Source organism: Peribacillus simplex, from assembly GCF_900156045.1.
Lineage (GTDB): Bacteria > Bacillota > Bacilli > Bacillales > DSM-1321 > Peribacillus > Peribacillus simplex_D.
In genome coordinates, this window is sequence record NZ_FTMX01000018.1 from 18,084 (window position 1) to 36,345 (window position 18,262).

Here is an 18,262-nt window from a genome sequence, read left to right on the forward strand (position 1 = left end):
GTTTTGAAAACGGTTTAGGAGGTGGAAGCTAATTATCTATCATGTCACCTATCCTGAATTTTAGGCACGTCTAATCGGAGAGGGCTTTACTCCCAGTGGAATCAACGATTGGTACACGTCTCCATCTAACTGCTTTTTATGTTCAGCCTTCGCTTTTTCGATGAGTTCAGGATTCTGCATTGCTTCAATAGCTGAGGCAGCGATGACTTTTCCTGCTAATAACATACCTTTGTGGGCAATGGAAGATTTCCCCTGAGCCACCAATTGCCAACTGTGAAATGGAGTTCCAAACGCACATGTCGCTACATAAATTTGTCCTGTAGGTACAATCCAGCTTACATCCCCTACATCCGTAGACCCTGCGAAGAAGTCCGGTTCAAATAAATACTCATTAACCTTATCCGATAGCACTTTTCCATTATTAATTCGGATTGCTTTCTTTTCTTCTTCTGAAAAAGTAGCCTGAATATATTTAGAGAAATCAATCTCTTCTTGGGTATAAGATTCAGCACCAATTTGTGTGAAATGATTGTGCATTAGGGAGCCCAAGGTGATGTTGGGGATCAAATCCGCAGAAGCCGCATCAAATTGAATCTCCACTTGTGTTCCTGTCATCAGGGCTGCTCCACGGGCTACATTGAAAATACGTTCACTTATTTCACTTACTTGCTGCATCTTAGGGGCTCGAATCTTGTATAACACCTCAGCTTCCGCCTGAACAACATTAGGCGCAGAACCACCGGTGTTTGTTATCGCATAATGTAATCGAGCATCTGGAATGATATGCTCCCTTAAAAAATTGGCTCCTACATTCATTAATTCCACTCCATCTAAGGCACTTCGACCTAAATGAGGGCTAAACGAGGCATGGGTACTTACTCCTTTGAATTTAAAATAAACTTGGCTGGTAGCTAGCATTCTAGCATTATAAGCAAGATTCTCATCCCAAGGATGCCAGGTAAACGCTATGTCCACTTCTTCGAAGAGACCGGCTCTAGCCATATGCGCTTTTCCGCCACCGCCTTCTTCCGCAGGGCAACCGTAATAGCGCACGGTGCCTTTCAGTCCGTTCTGCTCCATGTAATGTCGAATAGCAATGGCTGCGGCAAGCGCCCCTGACCCCAGAAGATTATGTCCGCATCCATGCCCGTTTCCACCCTCGACGATTGCTTCCTTGGCAGCAACCCCGGCTTTTTGGCTTAATCCAGATAGGGCGTCGTATTCTCCCAAGATTGCAATCACAGGTTTCCCACTTCCATAGCTTCCCACAAAAGCAGTTTCAATGTCTCCTGCTTGTCGTTTTACCTGAAATCCCTCCTCCTCAAGCGTTGTACATAAAAGATCTGCAGACTGAAATTCTTCATATTTTGTTTCGCAAAATCCCCAAATTTTATCGCTTACTCCGACTAGTTTCTCTCTCTTTTGTTCGATAATGTTAGATATGGTTTTATGATAACTCATATGTTTCTTTCCTCTTTTTCTTAGAATAATTTATCAATTTTGACTTAACTCTTTATATAAACATCAGCAGAAAAGCTACTATTGGTCAATTGAAACAAATTCAACTGTTTGTAAAATATCCACACGATTCTGTTCACCATTATTCCACACTATTTACTAGCCTCTGCGGTAGCCACATTCAAGTCATCTATTTTCTTTTTGGTGTTAATCGTAATCCCTACAATTAATACGGCGAGGCTGGAGGCCACTAAAAACATAAACGCTACATTATAGTTCTGATCAAAAGCATTAATCAGAAAACCCATAATTGTAGGAGTAAGAATGGAACCGATCTGAGCACCGGTATTGATAATACCCGTAGCTGTTCCAACGGAATCTTCCGCAATATGTTTAAGAGGCAAAACAAACACAGTAATATTCATTGCATTAAGGAATACATTAGACAAAGTCAAATACGTAAAGGCAAGTGGAATTGATTGCGTATTGAACATCAGGTAGATGAAAATAGCAGAAAAAAATGCGCCGATAATAAACATATACTTCTCTCGTCCGACCATGAATTTATCCAAGACCCAACCACTTAGAAGAAAAGATATAAATCCTAGAATATAAGGAATCGAGGAGTAAACTCCCATTGAAACCATGTCCATCCCTTTTACCTTTACCCAGTAAGATGGTAACCAGCTTTGTAGTCCCCAGAATACAACATTAGTAAAAAATGCAGCTATCATCAATTTCCAAATCAATGAAAGTTTCAATAAAGACTTAATAGGAACTTTATTTTGTTTTTTTACCTTTTGAGTATCTTTTTTCTCTTCCGTTGACTGAAGGACAAACCAAAAGATTACAGCAAGTAGTATACCTATAACACCAAAAACGAAAAACATCCAATTCCAACCTATAGAAGTTAACAGTAACGTAACAACTATAGAGCCTACCGCAAATCCAACTGAAGCTCCTGCTGATATAACCGACTTAGCTCGCGCTCTTGTTTCTTTTTGAAAATTATCAACAATTGCCACGGATGCGCTTGCAGGAAAGGCACCTTCTCCGACTCCAAGCAAAAAGCGTGATGCAATTAATGTCGAAGAAGAACGTGCCATGCCAGTTAGTATGGTAGCAATGGACCATATACTAATTGCCCCGGTCAGAACTTTTTTAACTCCCCACTTATCTGCCAGGTATCCCCCTATAAACTGCATAATGGCATAACTGAGGAAAAAGCTACTTAAAATTAAACCTGCTTTATCTGATGTCAAATTTAGTTCTTTTGAAATCGGTATAATGGCAAAATTCATAGCAGTTTTATCGATAAAACACACAATCTGAGCTAAAAATAATAATAAAAGGATTATAAATTTCTTTTTACCTCCTAAGGTCTTTTTCATGTATTAGCCTCCCTTTTGAATTTAACCACTCAAAATATTTTGAATGTTCATAAAATATGATAAGGTATAAAAGAAATATAATATATGGAGTTTTTTAACGATATTTTATAGTTTTTATGTAGTTTTAAACATAAAGGGAGAATGGATAAATGCTAAATCTTACATCTATTGAAAAATTTTTAGAGATAAAATTTAAAAATGTCCCATATCAGGTTTGGTTAGGAAAACATAGTATGATGGAATTATGCTCGTTCAGTGGGCATGAACCAGCTATATATCCTCCCCCCATGCCCCTTAATGATAAAGACACCAACTATACTTTTTTACAACAAAACAAAATAACCTATATAGGCATGACTTTTGAAGATAGTTTTCAGGTCATTGTTTGTTTTTTTGATAGAATTATCTTTAATGAATTTGAATTTGATCATTTATATCTCCTGTTTTCAGTTCTCTATTATAAAGAGATAAGTAAATTTAAAAACAATGAACTTGAAAAAGTAATTGAGGGTATTAGAATTCTTAATACTAGCCTTGATTTAAATGAATTGTTAAAGAAAATTTTTCAAATTGCTTTAAATGTAATTCCTGCTGGAGATGCAGGAGTTTTCAGGATATTTGATGCTGAAACTAATCTCCTAGTTCCTCTTACTACAGTTGGACTGCCGGATGAATATATCCACTATAAAACAAGAATAGGGGAATCTACTTCCGGTCAAGTTTTCATAGACGGAATTCCCAGAATTCACCACTCCAAGCAAGAAATCTTAATGGACCGAATAAATATTTCGAAAGAAAATTGGTCTTTTGCAGAAAATATTGATATTGCAAGAGCAATGATAACTGTACCAGTTTCATTAGGAGACACCCGTATAGGAACGATGACCATTCTCCAATTCTCTAAGAAAAAGAAATTCACAGAAAGAGATTTAGATTTATTACAAAGTTTTTCTCCTCAAGTAGCAATTGCTTATAATAATGCCAAGCTATATAAAGAAGCTCACACAAGATTAAACAAGGTTACACAATTAAGTAATGAATTAGAGGAGAAAAATAAACTTCTTCAACAAAGAATTAACGTGCATGATACATTAACCCAACTCTCCTTAAATAACAAAGGAATTAAAGCGATTATTTACGAAATAAATCGAATGCTTGGGATGCCAGTTGGCTATGTTGATTTTTTAGACAGCGAGTTTTACCCAAGGAATCAAAATCAAAAAAAATTTAGTATTGATAACATTTCGAATCTAATTTCAATTCATAAAAATACTCCCGCATTCATTGGAATGTTTAATCAGGATTATTATTTTTACCCAATTATTGTTGGTACAGCATTATTAGGATGCATTATCATTACTCTTTACCACCCACTTTCTTCAATGGATACTATAACAATAGAGCAAAGTGGTTCAGTTCTTGCATTAGAACTTGCAAAAAAAATATCTATGACTGAAATTCATTACAAAAAAGTTCAGGAATATTTTAATCAGTTACTTGAAAATCACGATCACAAAACAATGATTGCTAAAGGACTTAAATTCAACTTAGAATTTTCTACGTATACATTTGTTGTTTTATGTGAAATTCCAGATCTTTTTGAAGCTTTTGAAATTGAAGCAAGAATTCAACGATTATTATCAAAGATTAAAAAAGAATTTCCCAAAAATAATAAGTTGATTTTTGGATTTCACAACAAAGTAACTTTAATGTTTTCAGTACCAGATACGAAGCATATAAAAGGAATCATACATCTTATTAAAATGATTATTGCAGAAAAGGACAGATACGATAAAAACGACATACGCATAGGCCTTGGTACACCATATAAAGAAATTAAAAATATTGTAAAGAGTTATAATGAGGCGAACAAAAGCTTATCCTTTTTAATAAATAGAAATAAATTCGGGCTAATGCGTTATGAAGAAATAGGAGTAAATAGATTTTTTTTAAATCAACCTATTCAAGAGATAGAGGAGTTTACTGAAGAGATCTTTTCCCATTTACGATCTGATAAATTACAAAATAAAGATTTAGAAAAAACTCTAATGATTTATATCTCATCAAATAAATCTGCTATAGAAACTGCAAAGACACTTCATATTCATATCAATACACTTTACCAGCGGTTAAGAAAAATAGAAGAATTATTAAACATAAGTTTTAATAATCCTGAAGACATGTTGAAAATCCAGTTAACATGTCATTTAAGAGAAACCTTTGGATAATAATCATTATTTGAACGGTAGCACCAACGCTATACCGTCCATTTCCGGAATTAATACGCTAATTGAATTCCAACCAAAAAGTCGATCAAAGCCCCTCTGGACAATAAGGGAATCCAAAGAGGCAAAACGGTGCAACTTTTTGACAAACGGTTAAACTCTATTTCAAATCCACAGAGAGTGCCTACCTACCCGACTTAGTGCGATTTTATGTATAAACAACGAAAAAACCTACTGAAACGTAATCAGTAGGTTTTATAAATGAAAATAATTAAGTTAATATATTTCCATAATACGAGATAAACGAATAGAGAAAATCTTTTGATTTTCATCCTTTAAGGAAAGGGTTTGTTCATGTAGGTTAAGTTTATGCAATTGACCCTTACATGTTTTTAATACTCCTTCTTTATAATAAATGATGGTCGTTATGCCCTTTTTTTTCAACGATTTCAATATCATCTGATTGTCTCCTTTCTGGGTATTCAATTATTTATTAAAAATTGTATGATAATTGGTGCAATACTATGAAATCAATTAGGATATGTATATTATATAATGAAAAACGTAAGCGTTTTCATTATTGTTGTGAAAAATTTGTGAAAATTTGAACATTAGAATATTTTGGAACATCAGAATAGGCTAGGAAATGGTAAAATCCATGCTAAAAAAATGAATATTAAGTGGATCGACTTTTAGACTGAAAATAACTTAACGTATAATATCCCCGTTTTGTCGGCGGACTCCCTTATAGATTTTCTAGTCTAGAAAGAATCAAATTTCCCATTTTTTCCGAATCATCATTTGGACTATAAGGTACTTTCATTAGCCACTGATTTACCTAAGTAGGAACAGAACGATTGTTGGTTCTAAATAAAATCTCAGAATAAATGTCAAAGCACCTCAACAAAAAGAAGCAACAGATTATATATCTGTTGCTTCTTCTTATATGATTTGGCCCTATTGCTCTTAATGGTAATTCTTCAATATTTTTTGTTATTTACATTCTTTTTGTTTTTTTGCAGTACTTCTTATTCTAATGCATCAGCTTAAATTTCATTTGATTTAACACAGCTGGTCGCAGTTTCTGCAGGTTCTCGCGCAAAGGCGCTTCATAAATCATCCTATGCTCCAGCTGTGTTACAAGGTAAAAATCATTTTAGCAAATTAGGCGCGATCCGAGTGCAATCTTATTGACCTGTAAATTGTGGTTTCCTCCGTCCACTAAACGCATTAAGAGCTTCTAAACGATCTTCTGTAGGAATTGTCAGCTCATATGCCTGTGCCTCAATGGCCAGTCCTGTTAGCAAATCCGTATTCATTCCATGAGTAATGGCATATTTCGCTTGTTTTAATGCAACCGGACCGTTTTTCATCATATTTGAAGCCAATGCTTCACAAACAGCTTTCAGCTCGGTACGCGGCACCACTTTCAAAAGAATACCTAAATCAAGTGCCTCTTCCGCTGTCACCTTTTTAGCAGTAAAGATAAGCTCTTTCGCTTTTGTCTCACCAATTAGTCTCGGTAGCCGCTGCGTACCGCCGGCGCCTGGTATGATAGCCCAACTTGTTTCCGTTAGTCCCACTGATACACTTTCGACTGCTATGGCAAAGTCACAAGAAAGTAGCCATTCAAGCCCTCCACCTAATGCATAACCATTAACAGCAGCAATTGTCGGCTGGGGAAGACCGGCAATACTGTTAAACACATTTCGAATTGCTTTGACATTCCTTCTTACTTGCGCTTCATTTAATGTCTTTCTTTCTTTCAAATCCACGCCCGCGCTAAATGCTTTATCACCTGCTCCTGTGAAAATAACCACACGGATATCCTGGTTAGCATAAATCGAATCTACTGCTTCCTGAAGTTCAATAAGGGTCTCATAATTAAAACAATTCATTACTTCTGGACGATTCACCGTTACATAAGCAATATGATTTTCCACTTTATATATAACATTAGACATGAAAATTATCTCTCCTTTTCATAGAACTATAGCCCTTACTAGACCAAACTAATAAGGGCTAATTTTTATTCCTCAATGTTTTCTATAATTGCTGATATGCCTTGTCCAACACCGACACACATGGTGGCAAGTCCATACTGGACATTTTGTTTTTTCATTTCATGAAGTAGTGTTGTTAAAATGCGCGCGCCGCTGGCACCTAGCGGATGGCCTAATGCAATCGCCCCACCGTTTACATTCACTTTTTCCGGATCCAATTTTAATTGACGGATACACTCAATAGATTGGGAAGCAAACGCCTCGTTTAATTCGACAAGTCCAATATCAGCTACTCCCAAATTTGACCTTTCTAATACTTTGCGTGTTGAATAAATAGGACCAAGGCCCATAACTGATGGTTCAAGGCCGGCAACTGCACCGCCAACATATTTGGCTAGAGGTTTTAATCCTAATTTCTTGGCCTTTTCTGCACTCATTAGCAGTAATGCTGAAGCTCCGTCATTTACACCGGAAGCATTCCCAGCGGTTATAGTGCCGCCTTCAAAAATTGGTTTGAGTTTTCCCAGCTTTTCAATCGTTGTATCCGTACGTGGATGTTCATCACGCATGACGGCTATCTCATTTCCTTTTCGGTCTATAAAACGAACCGGTACAATTTCATTCGCAAAACGTTCACTTTCCACTGCTTGTTTTGCTCTTTGCTGACTTTGAAACGCAAATTGGTCTTGTTCTTCTCGGGACACCGAACAGCGTTGGGCGACGTTTTCTGCTGTTTGCGGCATTGAATCCGATCCATACATCTTTTCTAGCTTTTTATTCGTAAAGCGCCAGCCAATCGTTGTATCATGAAGTTCCATTGCCCCCCTAGGAAAATCACTTTCTGGTTTTGCCATGACATAAGGAGCCCTCGTCATGCTTTCCGTTCCACCGGCAATGTAAATATCCCCTTCACCTATCGCAATGGATCTAGCAGCATACATTACAGCATCAAGACCTGAGCCACATAACCGGTTAATCGTTGTTCCGCTCACATTGACAGGAAGTTTGGCCAACAGAGATGACATTCTCGCCACATTGCGATTATCCTCACCAGCTTGATTGGCATTACCGAGAATGACATCCTCAATTTGTTCTGGAGGCAGATTGGGGTTTCGCTTAATAAGTGCCTTAATGACAACAGCCCCCAAATCATCCGGTCGTACACTCTTTAACGCGCCTTTATATCTCCCAATTGGTGTTCTTACAGCATCCACAATCACTACTTCTCTCATTTTCCAATCAACTCTTCTTTCTCGGTATAGTCATAGATACCTTTTCCTGATTTACGTCCAAGACGTCCTGCTTTTACATACTGCTCTAGTAATGGAGCCGGGCGGTATTTTTCACCCAACTTTTCATGTAAATACTTTAAATTGTTCAAACGTGCATCGAGACCGACCAAATCAGCTAATTCAAAGGGACCCATTGGGTAATTAAGACCTAGCTTGATTGCTTTATCAATTTCTTTTGGCGTCCCAAGTCCTTCTTGAAGCATATAAAAAGCTTCATTGCCAACTAATGCGTTGATCCGACTCGTCACAAAACCAGGAAACTCATTAATGACAACCGTTTCTTTCCCCATTTGCTCTGCCAATGTTTCTATAGCTTTGGCAGTTTCATCACTCGTTTCAAGACCTCGAATAATTTCGACAAGCGGCATTTTATGTACCGGGTTAAAAAAGTGCATCGCAATGGTCTGAGCTGGACGTTTTGCATAAGAAGAAATTTCCGTCGGACTCATGGTGGAAGTATTCGTTGCAAAAATGCAATGAGCTGGTGCGCATTGTTCAATTGATTCAAACACCTGCCTTTTAATTTCTGCTTTCTCAGGTACCGCTTCAATAATGACATCAGCCGAAGATGCAGCCTTTTGCAAATCAGTTACATAAGACAAGTTCGCTTTTGCTTCCTGCTCCTTGACATTAGAAAGTTTCCCTCTTAAGATAGCTTTTTCAAAAATAGTATTCAGTTCAGCTTCAGCATTTTTTAGTGAAGTTTCATTGACATCAACCAATGTAACGGTGAAGCCCCCTACCGCTCCAACATAGGCAATTCCACGTCCCATAACGCCTGAACCTACTACAACAAGACTGTTCATCATTTTCCCTCCTATTTTTCTTTGTACGATTACTATGAAATGCTTACTATTATAATGCTTACATGTTTTCTATTTTGATAGCGCTTTCCTTTTGCTCAGTAACAGCATTTTCTTCTTTATCAAATGGATCATACATTTTTTCTCGGATAAACAGCCCAGGAATTAACGCTGCTAAGACATAGGCAATACCTAGAGTAGCTAAGCCTAATCCGATTGATTGATATTCCGCAATGAAACCTATCATAAAAGGAGCCATCGCTGCCCCGAGTCTCCCAATATTATATGATCCCCCCACAGCTGTACCACGAATATGAGATGGAAAACTCTCATTCATGTATGTGGAATTGACTGCATATGGCATACCATAGAGAAATCCCAGTATAGTTAATAATGCAATAACGTTAGTCGGTGTATTGTAAAGATAAACGATTGGTAAGAGAATCGCAGTAGATAGACCACCAATAATAAACATCGTTTTTCGACCGTATCGATCTGCCAGCCAACCTGTAATGATCTTACCTAAGATTGCGGCTGTGTAGGTTCCTACAAGATACCCCGTCATTTTTTTAAAATCAATACCTAAATCAGCTACAATATACGTCGGCAGCCAGGTACCAACGCCATAATAAGCAAATTGTAAGAAGGTCGCAGTAATACCCCATAATATAAAAATCTTTCTTGTTTTTGAATCTTTGAAGATCGTAGCCCACTCGTTTTTCTTATTCCCCTTTTGTTTTTGCGCTTGTACTCTTTCTTTCCATCCTTGAGGTTCTGGAACCCTGAATCTGATATAAATGGCCAAAAGAACAGGTACAACAGCAATAAAATATAGAGGTCTCCATCCGTATTCAGGCAGGATTGCACCCGCCAATAAAGCTGCCACTAAATATCCTAATGAATACGCTGCTTGTATTGTACCTAAGACCGTTGTTCTCCTTTTCGTAGGTACATACTCAGCCATAAGCATCGTAGCAATCGTATATTCCGCCCCTATTCCAATAGCAGAAATAAAACGAATAACGATAAATTGCTCATATGTTTGGGTAAATCCAATTAAGCATGTTCCAACTGAGAATAGAACCATCATCCAGGTCGCCATTCTTACCCGGCCAAATCGATCAGCTAACCAACCACCAAAGATTCCGCCGACACCCATACCTACTAAGGACCATGTAGCAATGAGTCCTGCAGATGCATTACCAATATTAAACTCTTCCATTAGACTAGGCATCGTGATAGACAGCATGATTAAATCCATGCCATCTACCATAAGACCTAAAAAGCAAGCGATGAAAACTACAATCCAAGTCCGGTCTGATCTAACATTTTCCATAAAACACCGCCTTAATTATTTATTCAGCCTCTTATATACTCTTGTTGGAAAAATAAACAATTCCCTTTCATTGTAAGCGTTGTCTATTTAAGGGTGTAAAATCATAGGATGATAGGAATGTATAATGATGAGTTGGTTTTCATCACAGATTCATTTTCCGACATTCGTTTTGTTCATGTACATGGTATTGCAATCTAAACGCTTCCTTATTTTAACGGTACGTGGTTCAATTGGTTTATGGACGAGATATCTAATGTTAACTAAGCAATTTATCATTAAATAACCTTTTCCTGCATGAACGATTCGATTTCTTGTCTTTCATACCCTAACTCTAACAATACTTCTTCAGTGTGCTCCCCATGCAAAGGTGGATGCCTCTCAATGGTAACAGGTGTATCTGAAAGTTTGATTGGTGAACCTAAAAGTTTAACCATTCCGACTTGTGGATGTTCAACTTCCTGTATCATTTGCCTTTCAAGTACTTGCTTATCTTCAAAAACTCTATCTAAGGTGTTAATAGGACCACAAGGAATATTATTTTCCTGACAGCTTGTGATCCATTCATCTGCCGTTTTGGTTAACAGTGCTTCTTGTATTTGAGGAATTAATGCCTCCCTATTAATGTTGCGTGCGCTGGCTGTTGAATAACGCACATCACGAGATAGCTCTTCCAACTTTAGTAAGGAACAAAGACGCTGGAACTGTCTGTCGTTACCTACTGCAATAATAATCTCATAATCTTTGGTTTTAAAATTTTGATAGGGAACTAGGCTCGGATGCTGATTCCCATATCGTTTAGGAACGTTCCCTGTATTTAAATAGCCTGTCCCAAGATTAAGCATTGTAGCTACCATGGTATCCAAAAGAGAAATATCACAATGCTGGCCACGGCCTGTATGGGTTCTTGCCTGCAAAGCAGCTAATATGCTAATGATAGCATGTAGACCTGTGAATAAATCGGCCATAGCATTTCCAGACTTTACAGGTTCACCATCTGGTGCACCATTCACACTCATAAACCCGCTCATCCCCTGAGCAATAAAGTCGTATCCCGGCAAATGTTTGTAAGGTCCTGTTTGCCCAAATCCTGTGATTGAGCAGTGAATTAATTTAGGGTTTAACGCTTTCAATTCTTCATATCCTAGTCCTAACCGCTCCATTGTCCCTGTTTTAAAATTTTCTACGACAACATCCACTTCCTTTAGAAGTTTCTTAATGATTTGTATTCCCTTTTCTGTCTTTAAGTCCACAGTGATTGCTCGTTTATTTCGATTAACTGCCATAAAATATAAACTTATCTCTTCAACATCAGGAGGAAACCACGTCCGCGTTTCATCTATTAATTCCGGTCCCTCCACTTTAATGATATCTGCACCCAAATCTCCTAACATACTAGTACAAGTTGGACCAGCCACCACCCGACTTAAATCAAGAACTTTAATCCCGCTTAATGCTTTAGCCATAATGCCCTCCCCTATTCTTTATCGTTGTCATACAACTTATGGTAGAGATTTATTGTTTAAAGTTTCACGGATTGTTGCACTTGTTTTATTAAACTTTCTACTGCCTTTTCCGGAACTTGTTCCCAGTCAACAATGGCATCAAACCATTGTAATAACGATGGATTAGAGTAGCTAAAATCATCCAATCCATTCGTAAGCAAATGACGGTGGAGATACTGCAATGTCATGTATAATTTACGGTAACTTCCTTGTTCTGTAATTTGTACAGAAGCTTCATCCAGTAAAAGACTGGCTGCACAAACATGATACATGCGGTTCATTAATTGTTTCGCAGGCAATTCTCTCTCTGGCCCGTTCAGCTTCATTATTTTTTTCGCTTGCGATTCGATTTTATTGGTAATTTGTAGAAGGACCTTACCTGTCTGCTCTGCCCAAGAATCAGAGATGCCATCTATAGTATTGTAAACTGTGTTAAAGAAGACCTCCCCTGCTTGATCCTTCACTAATGCTCTTATTACGTCTAAGGCCACAATATTTGTTGTTCCTTCCCAAATAGCACCTAAATGAGCATCGCGTAAAAGTTTCGGTTCAACCCAATCCTCGATATACCCATTTCCGCCTCTTGCTTCCATCCCTTCAGAGGTGGAATTTCTCGCTCGTTTACAAATGTATCCTTTTAACAATGGAGTTAAAATTCGTAATAGCTTTTCATCGGCTTTGCTGCCTTGATCTCCTTTATCATAAACAGAAGCTGTGAAGAATGTCATAGCCGTAGCAGCCTCGGAATCTAGTAATAATTCAAAAAGGGTTTCTTTCATGAGTGGCTTTTCGGCTATAGAACTACCAAATGCTACTCGGCCACGGGCTGAAATAAGCGCTTCCAAAAAGCTTCGTCGCATCATTGCAGTAGAACGGACGGCATTTGATAATCGGGAGGAATTTACCATCGACATCATTTGCTTAAAACCATTGGTAACATCACCTACAGCATAAGCAACCGCTCCTTCAAACGCTACTTCTCCCGAAGCCATGTCGCGTGTTCCTAACTTATCTTTTAGACGATTGATGCTGAACTTATTTAGAGATCCATCCGGTAATTTTCTCGGCATTAAAAACATCCCAAGACCTTTCGTGCCCGCTGGAGCACCTTCAGGACGAGCCAACACTAATGCAAGGTCTGTTGATACATTGGAACAAAACCACTTATCGCCCCAAAGTTCCCACTGATCGCCAACTTTTTTTGCCATTAACGTGTTAGCACCAACATCAGAACCACCTTGCTTTTCAGTCATAAATTGGGCACACGTCCATAATTCCTTCATATCTGTACTCGTCAAATGAGGTAAATAGGTATCCTGCATTTCCTGATCGGCAAATTTCCTTAAAACACGCGCACCAGAATCTGTCATACTCATTGGGCAAGCTAAACCAAACTCGGATTGTACAAACAAATACCAAAATGCATATTTTAGTACGTGCGGCAGTTTCGAGGAAAATCCTAGCACTGGTTTATGTGACATAGCCGCGAGACCAAATTTGCTATATCCTAGATATTCCATTTCCTTGTAGGCCGGATGGTAGTCAACTTCGTTTACACGCTCTCCCTTCCCATTGAAAGCAACCAACTCAGGAGTATGTTTATCCGCAATACGAGATAACTCATCTAAACGTGTTCCAGCTATTTCACCTAATTCTGTTAAGTAAGAAAGGGCGCGATCATAATCTTCCTTAGAAAGATAACGCTGTAGGATAAGTTGGAGATTGTGATCTTCCTTAAAAAAGTTTAAACCTTTTGTCTCTGGCATCGAACCAACTTCGGCTTTTCTAGAATTGGATGTTAACAGTTCTAAATTCATAAATTTTCCTCCCATTCAACATTTTTTAAAGCACTTATTAATAATAACGGAATTTCAATTCCTATATTTGATATTATGTGATTATTATCTAAAAAGTCAAATTATTTTTAAGCCACCATACTACTCATGAAAATTGAATTTTGATTACCAGAAGTTTAAATAATTATACAAATATAATTCCTTAGATGATGGTTTAAAATTCAATTTTCGTGGTCTATAGGCATCACTCTTTTAAATTATAATAGTGACAAAAACTTGGATACTTAACCCTGTTAATGGGTTTATTATCTTGGTATGGTATAATATTTTTAATAATTGGCGTTTCAAGAATCATTTAATAATTCAAAATAACATTTAAGCAATTAATATAAATGGGATTTAACGGGGGATTTTAATTATGAACACAAAGGTTTCGTCTACAGTGCAGCGTGCAATTAAAATTATCAATTATTTAAATGAGACACCAGGTCCACAAGGAATCAAAGATATTAGCGAAAAACTTAACATTTCTCCTCCTATCACACATCGCATGCTAACTACTTTAAAAATGGAAGGTATGGTATTCCAAGATTTAGTTTCTAAAAAATATTCACTTGGTACGGTTTTCATTGATTATGCAAATAAAATAATCACCGATTTACCTTTTATCTCTTTAATTGATTCTCAATTAATTAAATTGAGAGATGAAACTCAGGAAACGGTAGGATTGTATATGTTAACAAACATGATAAGGATGTGTGTAATCGAACATGTAAGTAATCAGGAAATAAGTAGAAAGGCAGGAGTTGGTAATAGGATACCATTACATCTTGGATCAAGCGGACGAGTAATTTTGGCATTCCTTAATGAAGATTTACAGGCACGAGTATTAAACAACCTTCCTGACGAAGAAAGAAATATACTTGGACAAAAATTAGGAACGATTGTAAATACAGGTTATTCAATAAATGAGGAAGAACTCACGAAGAATGTAGCTGCGTTATCAGCTCCCGTTTTTGGTGCAAAAGGAAAAGTCATTGGAGCCATTTCTATTTCTGGCCCAGTCTTTCGATGGAATAAAGAATCGATGGAACAACATATCCCTTTATTATTAAAAACTACTGAAAACATTTCAAAATCATTATATTAAAACAGGATTTGGTACAAATATGACCAGATAAAACATAGAATTCAATGTCCTTTTCATCTATGAATTTATGAGGCTACTCCGAAAAATTCACGTGTGAATTCATTTCGCTTTGGTCAGACTTCCAATTATCAATTTTTAGTTTTCCATATTTACATTCTTTTTCCGGTAGATTGAAGATAATAGATAACGCATTTATACTTCTATCTTCTTTTTTCATACACCATCTGTTTCTTTTGGTTCTGTTCTCCTAACCTACTCTCCAGAGGACTTAGCTGAGTTGGGAAGTGTAGCTAACATTGACCCCGCATCCTCAATGAGTATGAGAATCGTCTTTGCAGATGGGAATGGCCCTTTTCAACTATGAATATAGAGTTCACAGAATAAATGTCATCAATACACTTCAACACGAAGAAGCAACAGATTGTATATCTGTTGCTTCTTTTTGTATGATTTTTCCCTATTGCTCTTAATGGTTAATTCTTCAATATTTTTTGTTATTTACATTATTTTTGTTTTTTTGCAGTACTTTTTATTCTAATGCATCAGCTTAAATTTCATGTGATGAACAGTATGATTTACATTTTAGTTTTTTTCTCTGTTACTCTTCCTTGTTTGCTGCCATATTCATGTTCGCTTCGACATTCTCCTGACTGATGGTTGTAAATGGAAAATTTCGTTTTCCTGAGAAATTCTCAAGCCAATCTTTGACATCGATTCCTGAAGATGCCTTTAATGACTCCTGCAATGTTGCCATTAAATCCGTTGCATACCCAGTCACTTTATTGGCCCCGCCATTCGCACCGCTTCCACCTGTATCCACTTCAGTGATTTTGTCGATATTACTAAGCGGACTTGCAACTTGTTTGGCATACTCCTGAAGCATTTTCAAAATCATATCCATGACGGCTGCCTGACCGAACTGTTCAAAAGCTTCAGCAATCTTCTGCTTGGCCTCCGCCTCTGCTACCCCTTTTAACCGGATGATTTCCGCTTCTGTCGTACCTTGCGTCCGCTTTAGCAAGACCGTCCATGCGAACGCGTTCCGCTTCCGCCTTCGCCATGGCTTCGATTATATACTTATCGGCATCCGCCTTTTTCTTCACTTCGGAATCATATTGCTTTTCACGGCGAAGGGATGCTCTTATAGCTTTTTCTCTACCTCTTCCATAACCATTCCATCATCATCCATATTTACTTCAAGGCATTATATGACTTAAATACGTTAATTGCTGCAAGAATAGGTAGGGCTTTCACAAAAATAGTATCTCCCGCATTGATAAATAATCTTCCAGTAAGATCGATTGCTTGCTGGGAACCTGATGTGATAAGATCATTTTCGATAGTTGAGTTGACCCCAATAAACTTTCATCCTTTCACAAATAACTTCTCTTAAAGGAATATATCCTTCAGTGGTACTATATTGAAGAGAAGCCGTACCTTGTTCATTCAATATACCATTGCATACATCCATAAGTGCTTCAACAGGAAACAACTCTGCTGCTGGCAGTCCCCTTGCAAAAGAGATGACTTCTGGTCTTTCAGTTTTTTTAAAAATACACGTGTCTCAGAAGGTTTTACTAAATGAGTTCTCTAAGCATATAAACATTCCTTTTTTTATTTTGTATAATTTATTACGTTGAACAATTACATTGAAGGCTTAACAGCAACCATTACTCTATTAATAATCTGATAATATATCCAGAGTTTTCAGTAATTTTTCCGTTTGTTAAACTTTGTCTGATTTCTACCGATCCAAATAACAATTGGAATAAGCAGTAGTGAAAGCACAGCACCAGCAATTGAAAGGGCTGTATAACTTGAACCTGCCACAACCATACCCGACAAGGCTCCACCAACAGCTCCCGATAACGCAATTAAGACATCCACTGTACCTTGAGTTTTAGCCCGTGTGGAAATTGCAGTTGAATCAACAATAAGTGCAGTCCCACTTATCAAACCAAAATTCCATCCTAATCCAAGTAAAGAAAGAGCAATTACCAGGATAACCATAGAATCTCCTGGTGCAAATGCTGCTATCAAACCTGCCAGAAGCAATGTAGTTCCAGAAGTAATAGCCATCGCAGTACGCCCCAACTTATCAACAAGGATACCTGTAACCAGTGAAGGGAGATACATGGCACCTATATGAAAACCAATAACAAGACCTACTGCACCCAAACCATGTCCATGATGTCTCATATGAACTGGTGTCATTGTCATAATAGCCACCATTACGATTTGAGTAAGAACCATAATTGTTGCACCAACGATTATGCCTCTTTTGTCTGTATTTTCAGTTGCTGTAAAATGAGCATTATCACTAGGTTCTTGGTTAGTTGCTACTATCATTCTAGCTATAACGAGTGGATCTGGACGAAGCATTAAGAAAAGGACAACACCTGCTAAGATATATGCTGCTGCTGCTAAAATGAAAGGACCAGCAAGTGATGGAACACCAACAGAAAGAGCGAAATTCCCCATTACATTCACTAAATTTGGACCTGCAACTGCACCAAATGTTGTAAAAACCATCGTAATACTAATAGCAGTTGCTCGCTGTTTACTATTCGCTAAATCCGTACCAGCATAACGAGCTTGTAAATTTGTTGCAGTCCCTGCACCATAAACAAGAAGAGATGTGAATAACAGGAAAATGCTATTTATTATTGCTCCAATTATGACTCCTATTGCTCCAAGGCCACCGATCATAAAACCCGCGGTCAGACCTATACGACGTCCATAACGTTGAGAGAGTCTCCCAACAAATAAAGCTGCTCCTGCTGACCCTAAAGTAAATAAAGCTGAAGGAATTCCAGCAAACGCATCAGTACCAAGCATTTGCTGTGCAAGAAGTGCCCCCACTGTAACTCCTGCTGCTAATCCTGCACCACCAAAAATTTGTGAAATACTTACAACGAATAATGTACGCCTGTATAACGCTTTTTGTTTTTCTGAAGAACGAATGTAGCTTTGTAACGAAGCTGTTTGGTCGTCTAACGCTTCTACACTATCTTTATGTAACATAAACTAACCTACCTTTCTAGAAAAGCTAATTTTATCGATTTGAATCATCATAACACGCACAAAAAAACCATACAATATTCTAATTGTATGGCGAACAATATTTGCACCAGAACCTTTTTATGTCTTTCCGATAATGCCAAAGAAAATTCAAAAACAGAACGTTCTTCAGAATCTTTAACAGGAATCAGTTCTCAGCATCCCCATTATGAAAGCTTTTGTCCTATTGATAATTCGTTGATCCCATGCCCTTAATTTTTGTTTTTACATGTATGTTTATTTTTG

General features: G+C 37.5%; 12 protein-coding genes and 1 pseudogene. 2 read left to right on the forward strand and 11 right to left on the reverse strand.

From position 1 onward, the window contains the following. Positions 1 to 60 precede the first annotated feature (60 nt). Both BW986_RS28420 and BW986_RS28425 read right to left on the reverse strand, forming a co-directional pair. Positions 61 to 1,461 (reverse strand): M20 family metallopeptidase, encoded by a 1,401-nt coding sequence (locus tag BW986_RS28420; RefSeq protein ID WP_076373084.1) that lies wholly within the window; start codon positions 1,459 to 1,461, stop codon positions 61 to 63. Between the two features lie 149 nt (positions 1,462 to 1,610). Further along, positions 1,611 to 2,849, reverse strand: a complete 1,239-nt coding sequence (locus BW986_RS28425) for an MFS transporter (RefSeq protein ID WP_076373086.1) — start codon at positions 2,847 to 2,849, stop codon at positions 1,611 to 1,613. Positions 2,850 to 2,998: 149 nt separating this feature from the next. Between BW986_RS28425 and BW986_RS28430 the strand changes: the two genes are divergently transcribed. Then, positions 2,999 to 5,077, forward strand: coding sequence for a helix-turn-helix domain-containing protein (locus tag BW986_RS28430; protein ID WP_076373088.1), 2,079 nt, complete (start codon positions 2,999 to 3,001; stop codon positions 5,075 to 5,077). 273 nt (positions 5,078 to 5,350) lie between these two features. Here the strand turns inward: BW986_RS28430 and BW986_RS28435 are convergent, their stop codons facing one another. From BW986_RS28435 to BW986_RS28465, 7 genes are all read right to left on the reverse strand, one after another. Then, the gene (locus BW986_RS28435) at positions 5,351 to 5,533 is read right to left on the reverse strand and encodes a YolD-like family protein (RefSeq protein ID WP_076369858.1); all 183 of its coding nucleotides are present in this window, start codon (positions 5,531 to 5,533) and stop codon (positions 5,351 to 5,353) included. Between the two features lie 728 nt (positions 5,534 to 6,261). Beyond that, positions 6,262 to 7,038, reverse strand: a complete 777-nt coding sequence (locus BW986_RS28440) for an enoyl-CoA hydratase-related protein (RefSeq protein ID WP_076373090.1) — start codon at positions 7,036 to 7,038, stop codon at positions 6,262 to 6,264. A gap of 65 nt (positions 7,039 to 7,103) precedes the next feature. Then, positions 7,104 to 8,309 (reverse strand): acetyl-CoA C-acyltransferase, encoded by a 1,206-nt coding sequence (locus BW986_RS28445; RefSeq protein WP_076373092.1) that lies wholly within the window; start codon positions 8,307 to 8,309, stop codon positions 7,104 to 7,106. Continuing rightward, the gene (locus BW986_RS28450) at positions 8,306 to 9,178 is read right to left on the reverse strand and encodes a 3-hydroxyacyl-CoA dehydrogenase (RefSeq protein ID WP_076373094.1); all 873 of its coding nucleotides are present in this window, start codon (positions 9,176 to 9,178) and stop codon (positions 8,306 to 8,308) included. The genes BW986_RS28445 and BW986_RS28450 overlap by 4 nt, the downstream gene beginning before the upstream one ends. 55 nt (positions 9,179 to 9,233) lie before the next feature. Further along, positions 9,234 to 10,508 carry an MFS transporter gene (locus tag BW986_RS28455; protein WP_076373096.1) on the reverse strand — a complete coding sequence of 425 codons (1,275 nt, stop codon included), beginning with the start codon at positions 10,506 to 10,508 and terminating at the stop codon, positions 9,234 to 9,236. Positions 10,509 to 10,783: 275 nt separating this feature from the next. Next, positions 10,784 to 11,971 carry a CaiB/BaiF CoA transferase family protein gene (locus tag BW986_RS28460; RefSeq protein ID WP_076373098.1) on the reverse strand — a complete coding sequence of 396 codons (1,188 nt, stop codon included), beginning with the start codon at positions 11,969 to 11,971 and terminating at the stop codon, positions 10,784 to 10,786. 56 nt (positions 11,972 to 12,027) lie between these two features. Continuing rightward, positions 12,028 to 13,827 (reverse strand): acyl-CoA dehydrogenase family protein, encoded by a 1,800-nt coding sequence (locus tag BW986_RS28465; protein WP_076373100.1) that lies wholly within the window; start codon positions 13,825 to 13,827, stop codon positions 12,028 to 12,030. A gap of 397 nt (positions 13,828 to 14,224) precedes the next feature. Here BW986_RS28465 and BW986_RS28470 point away from each other — a divergent pair, with 397 nt between their 5' ends. Beyond that, positions 14,225 to 14,956: an IclR family transcriptional regulator gene (locus BW986_RS28470; protein ID WP_076373102.1), complete on the forward strand. Its 732-nt coding sequence runs from the start codon at positions 14,225 to 14,227 to the stop codon at positions 14,954 to 14,956. A 598-nt stretch (positions 14,957 to 15,554) separates the two neighbouring features. Here BW986_RS28470 and BW986_RS28475 read toward each other — a convergent pair. Both BW986_RS28475 and BW986_RS28480 read right to left on the reverse strand, forming a co-directional pair. Further along, a pseudogene (locus BW986_RS28475) lies at positions 15,555 to 16,089 on the reverse strand (flotillin domain-containing protein); the annotation flags it as partial. A 574-nt stretch (positions 16,090 to 16,663) separates the two neighbouring features. Continuing rightward, the gene (locus tag BW986_RS28480; protein ID WP_076373103.1) at positions 16,664 to 17,980 is read right to left on the reverse strand and encodes an MFS transporter; all 1,317 of its coding nucleotides are present in this window, start codon (positions 17,978 to 17,980) and stop codon (positions 16,664 to 16,666) included. Positions 17,981 to 18,262: the final 282 nt, after the last annotated feature.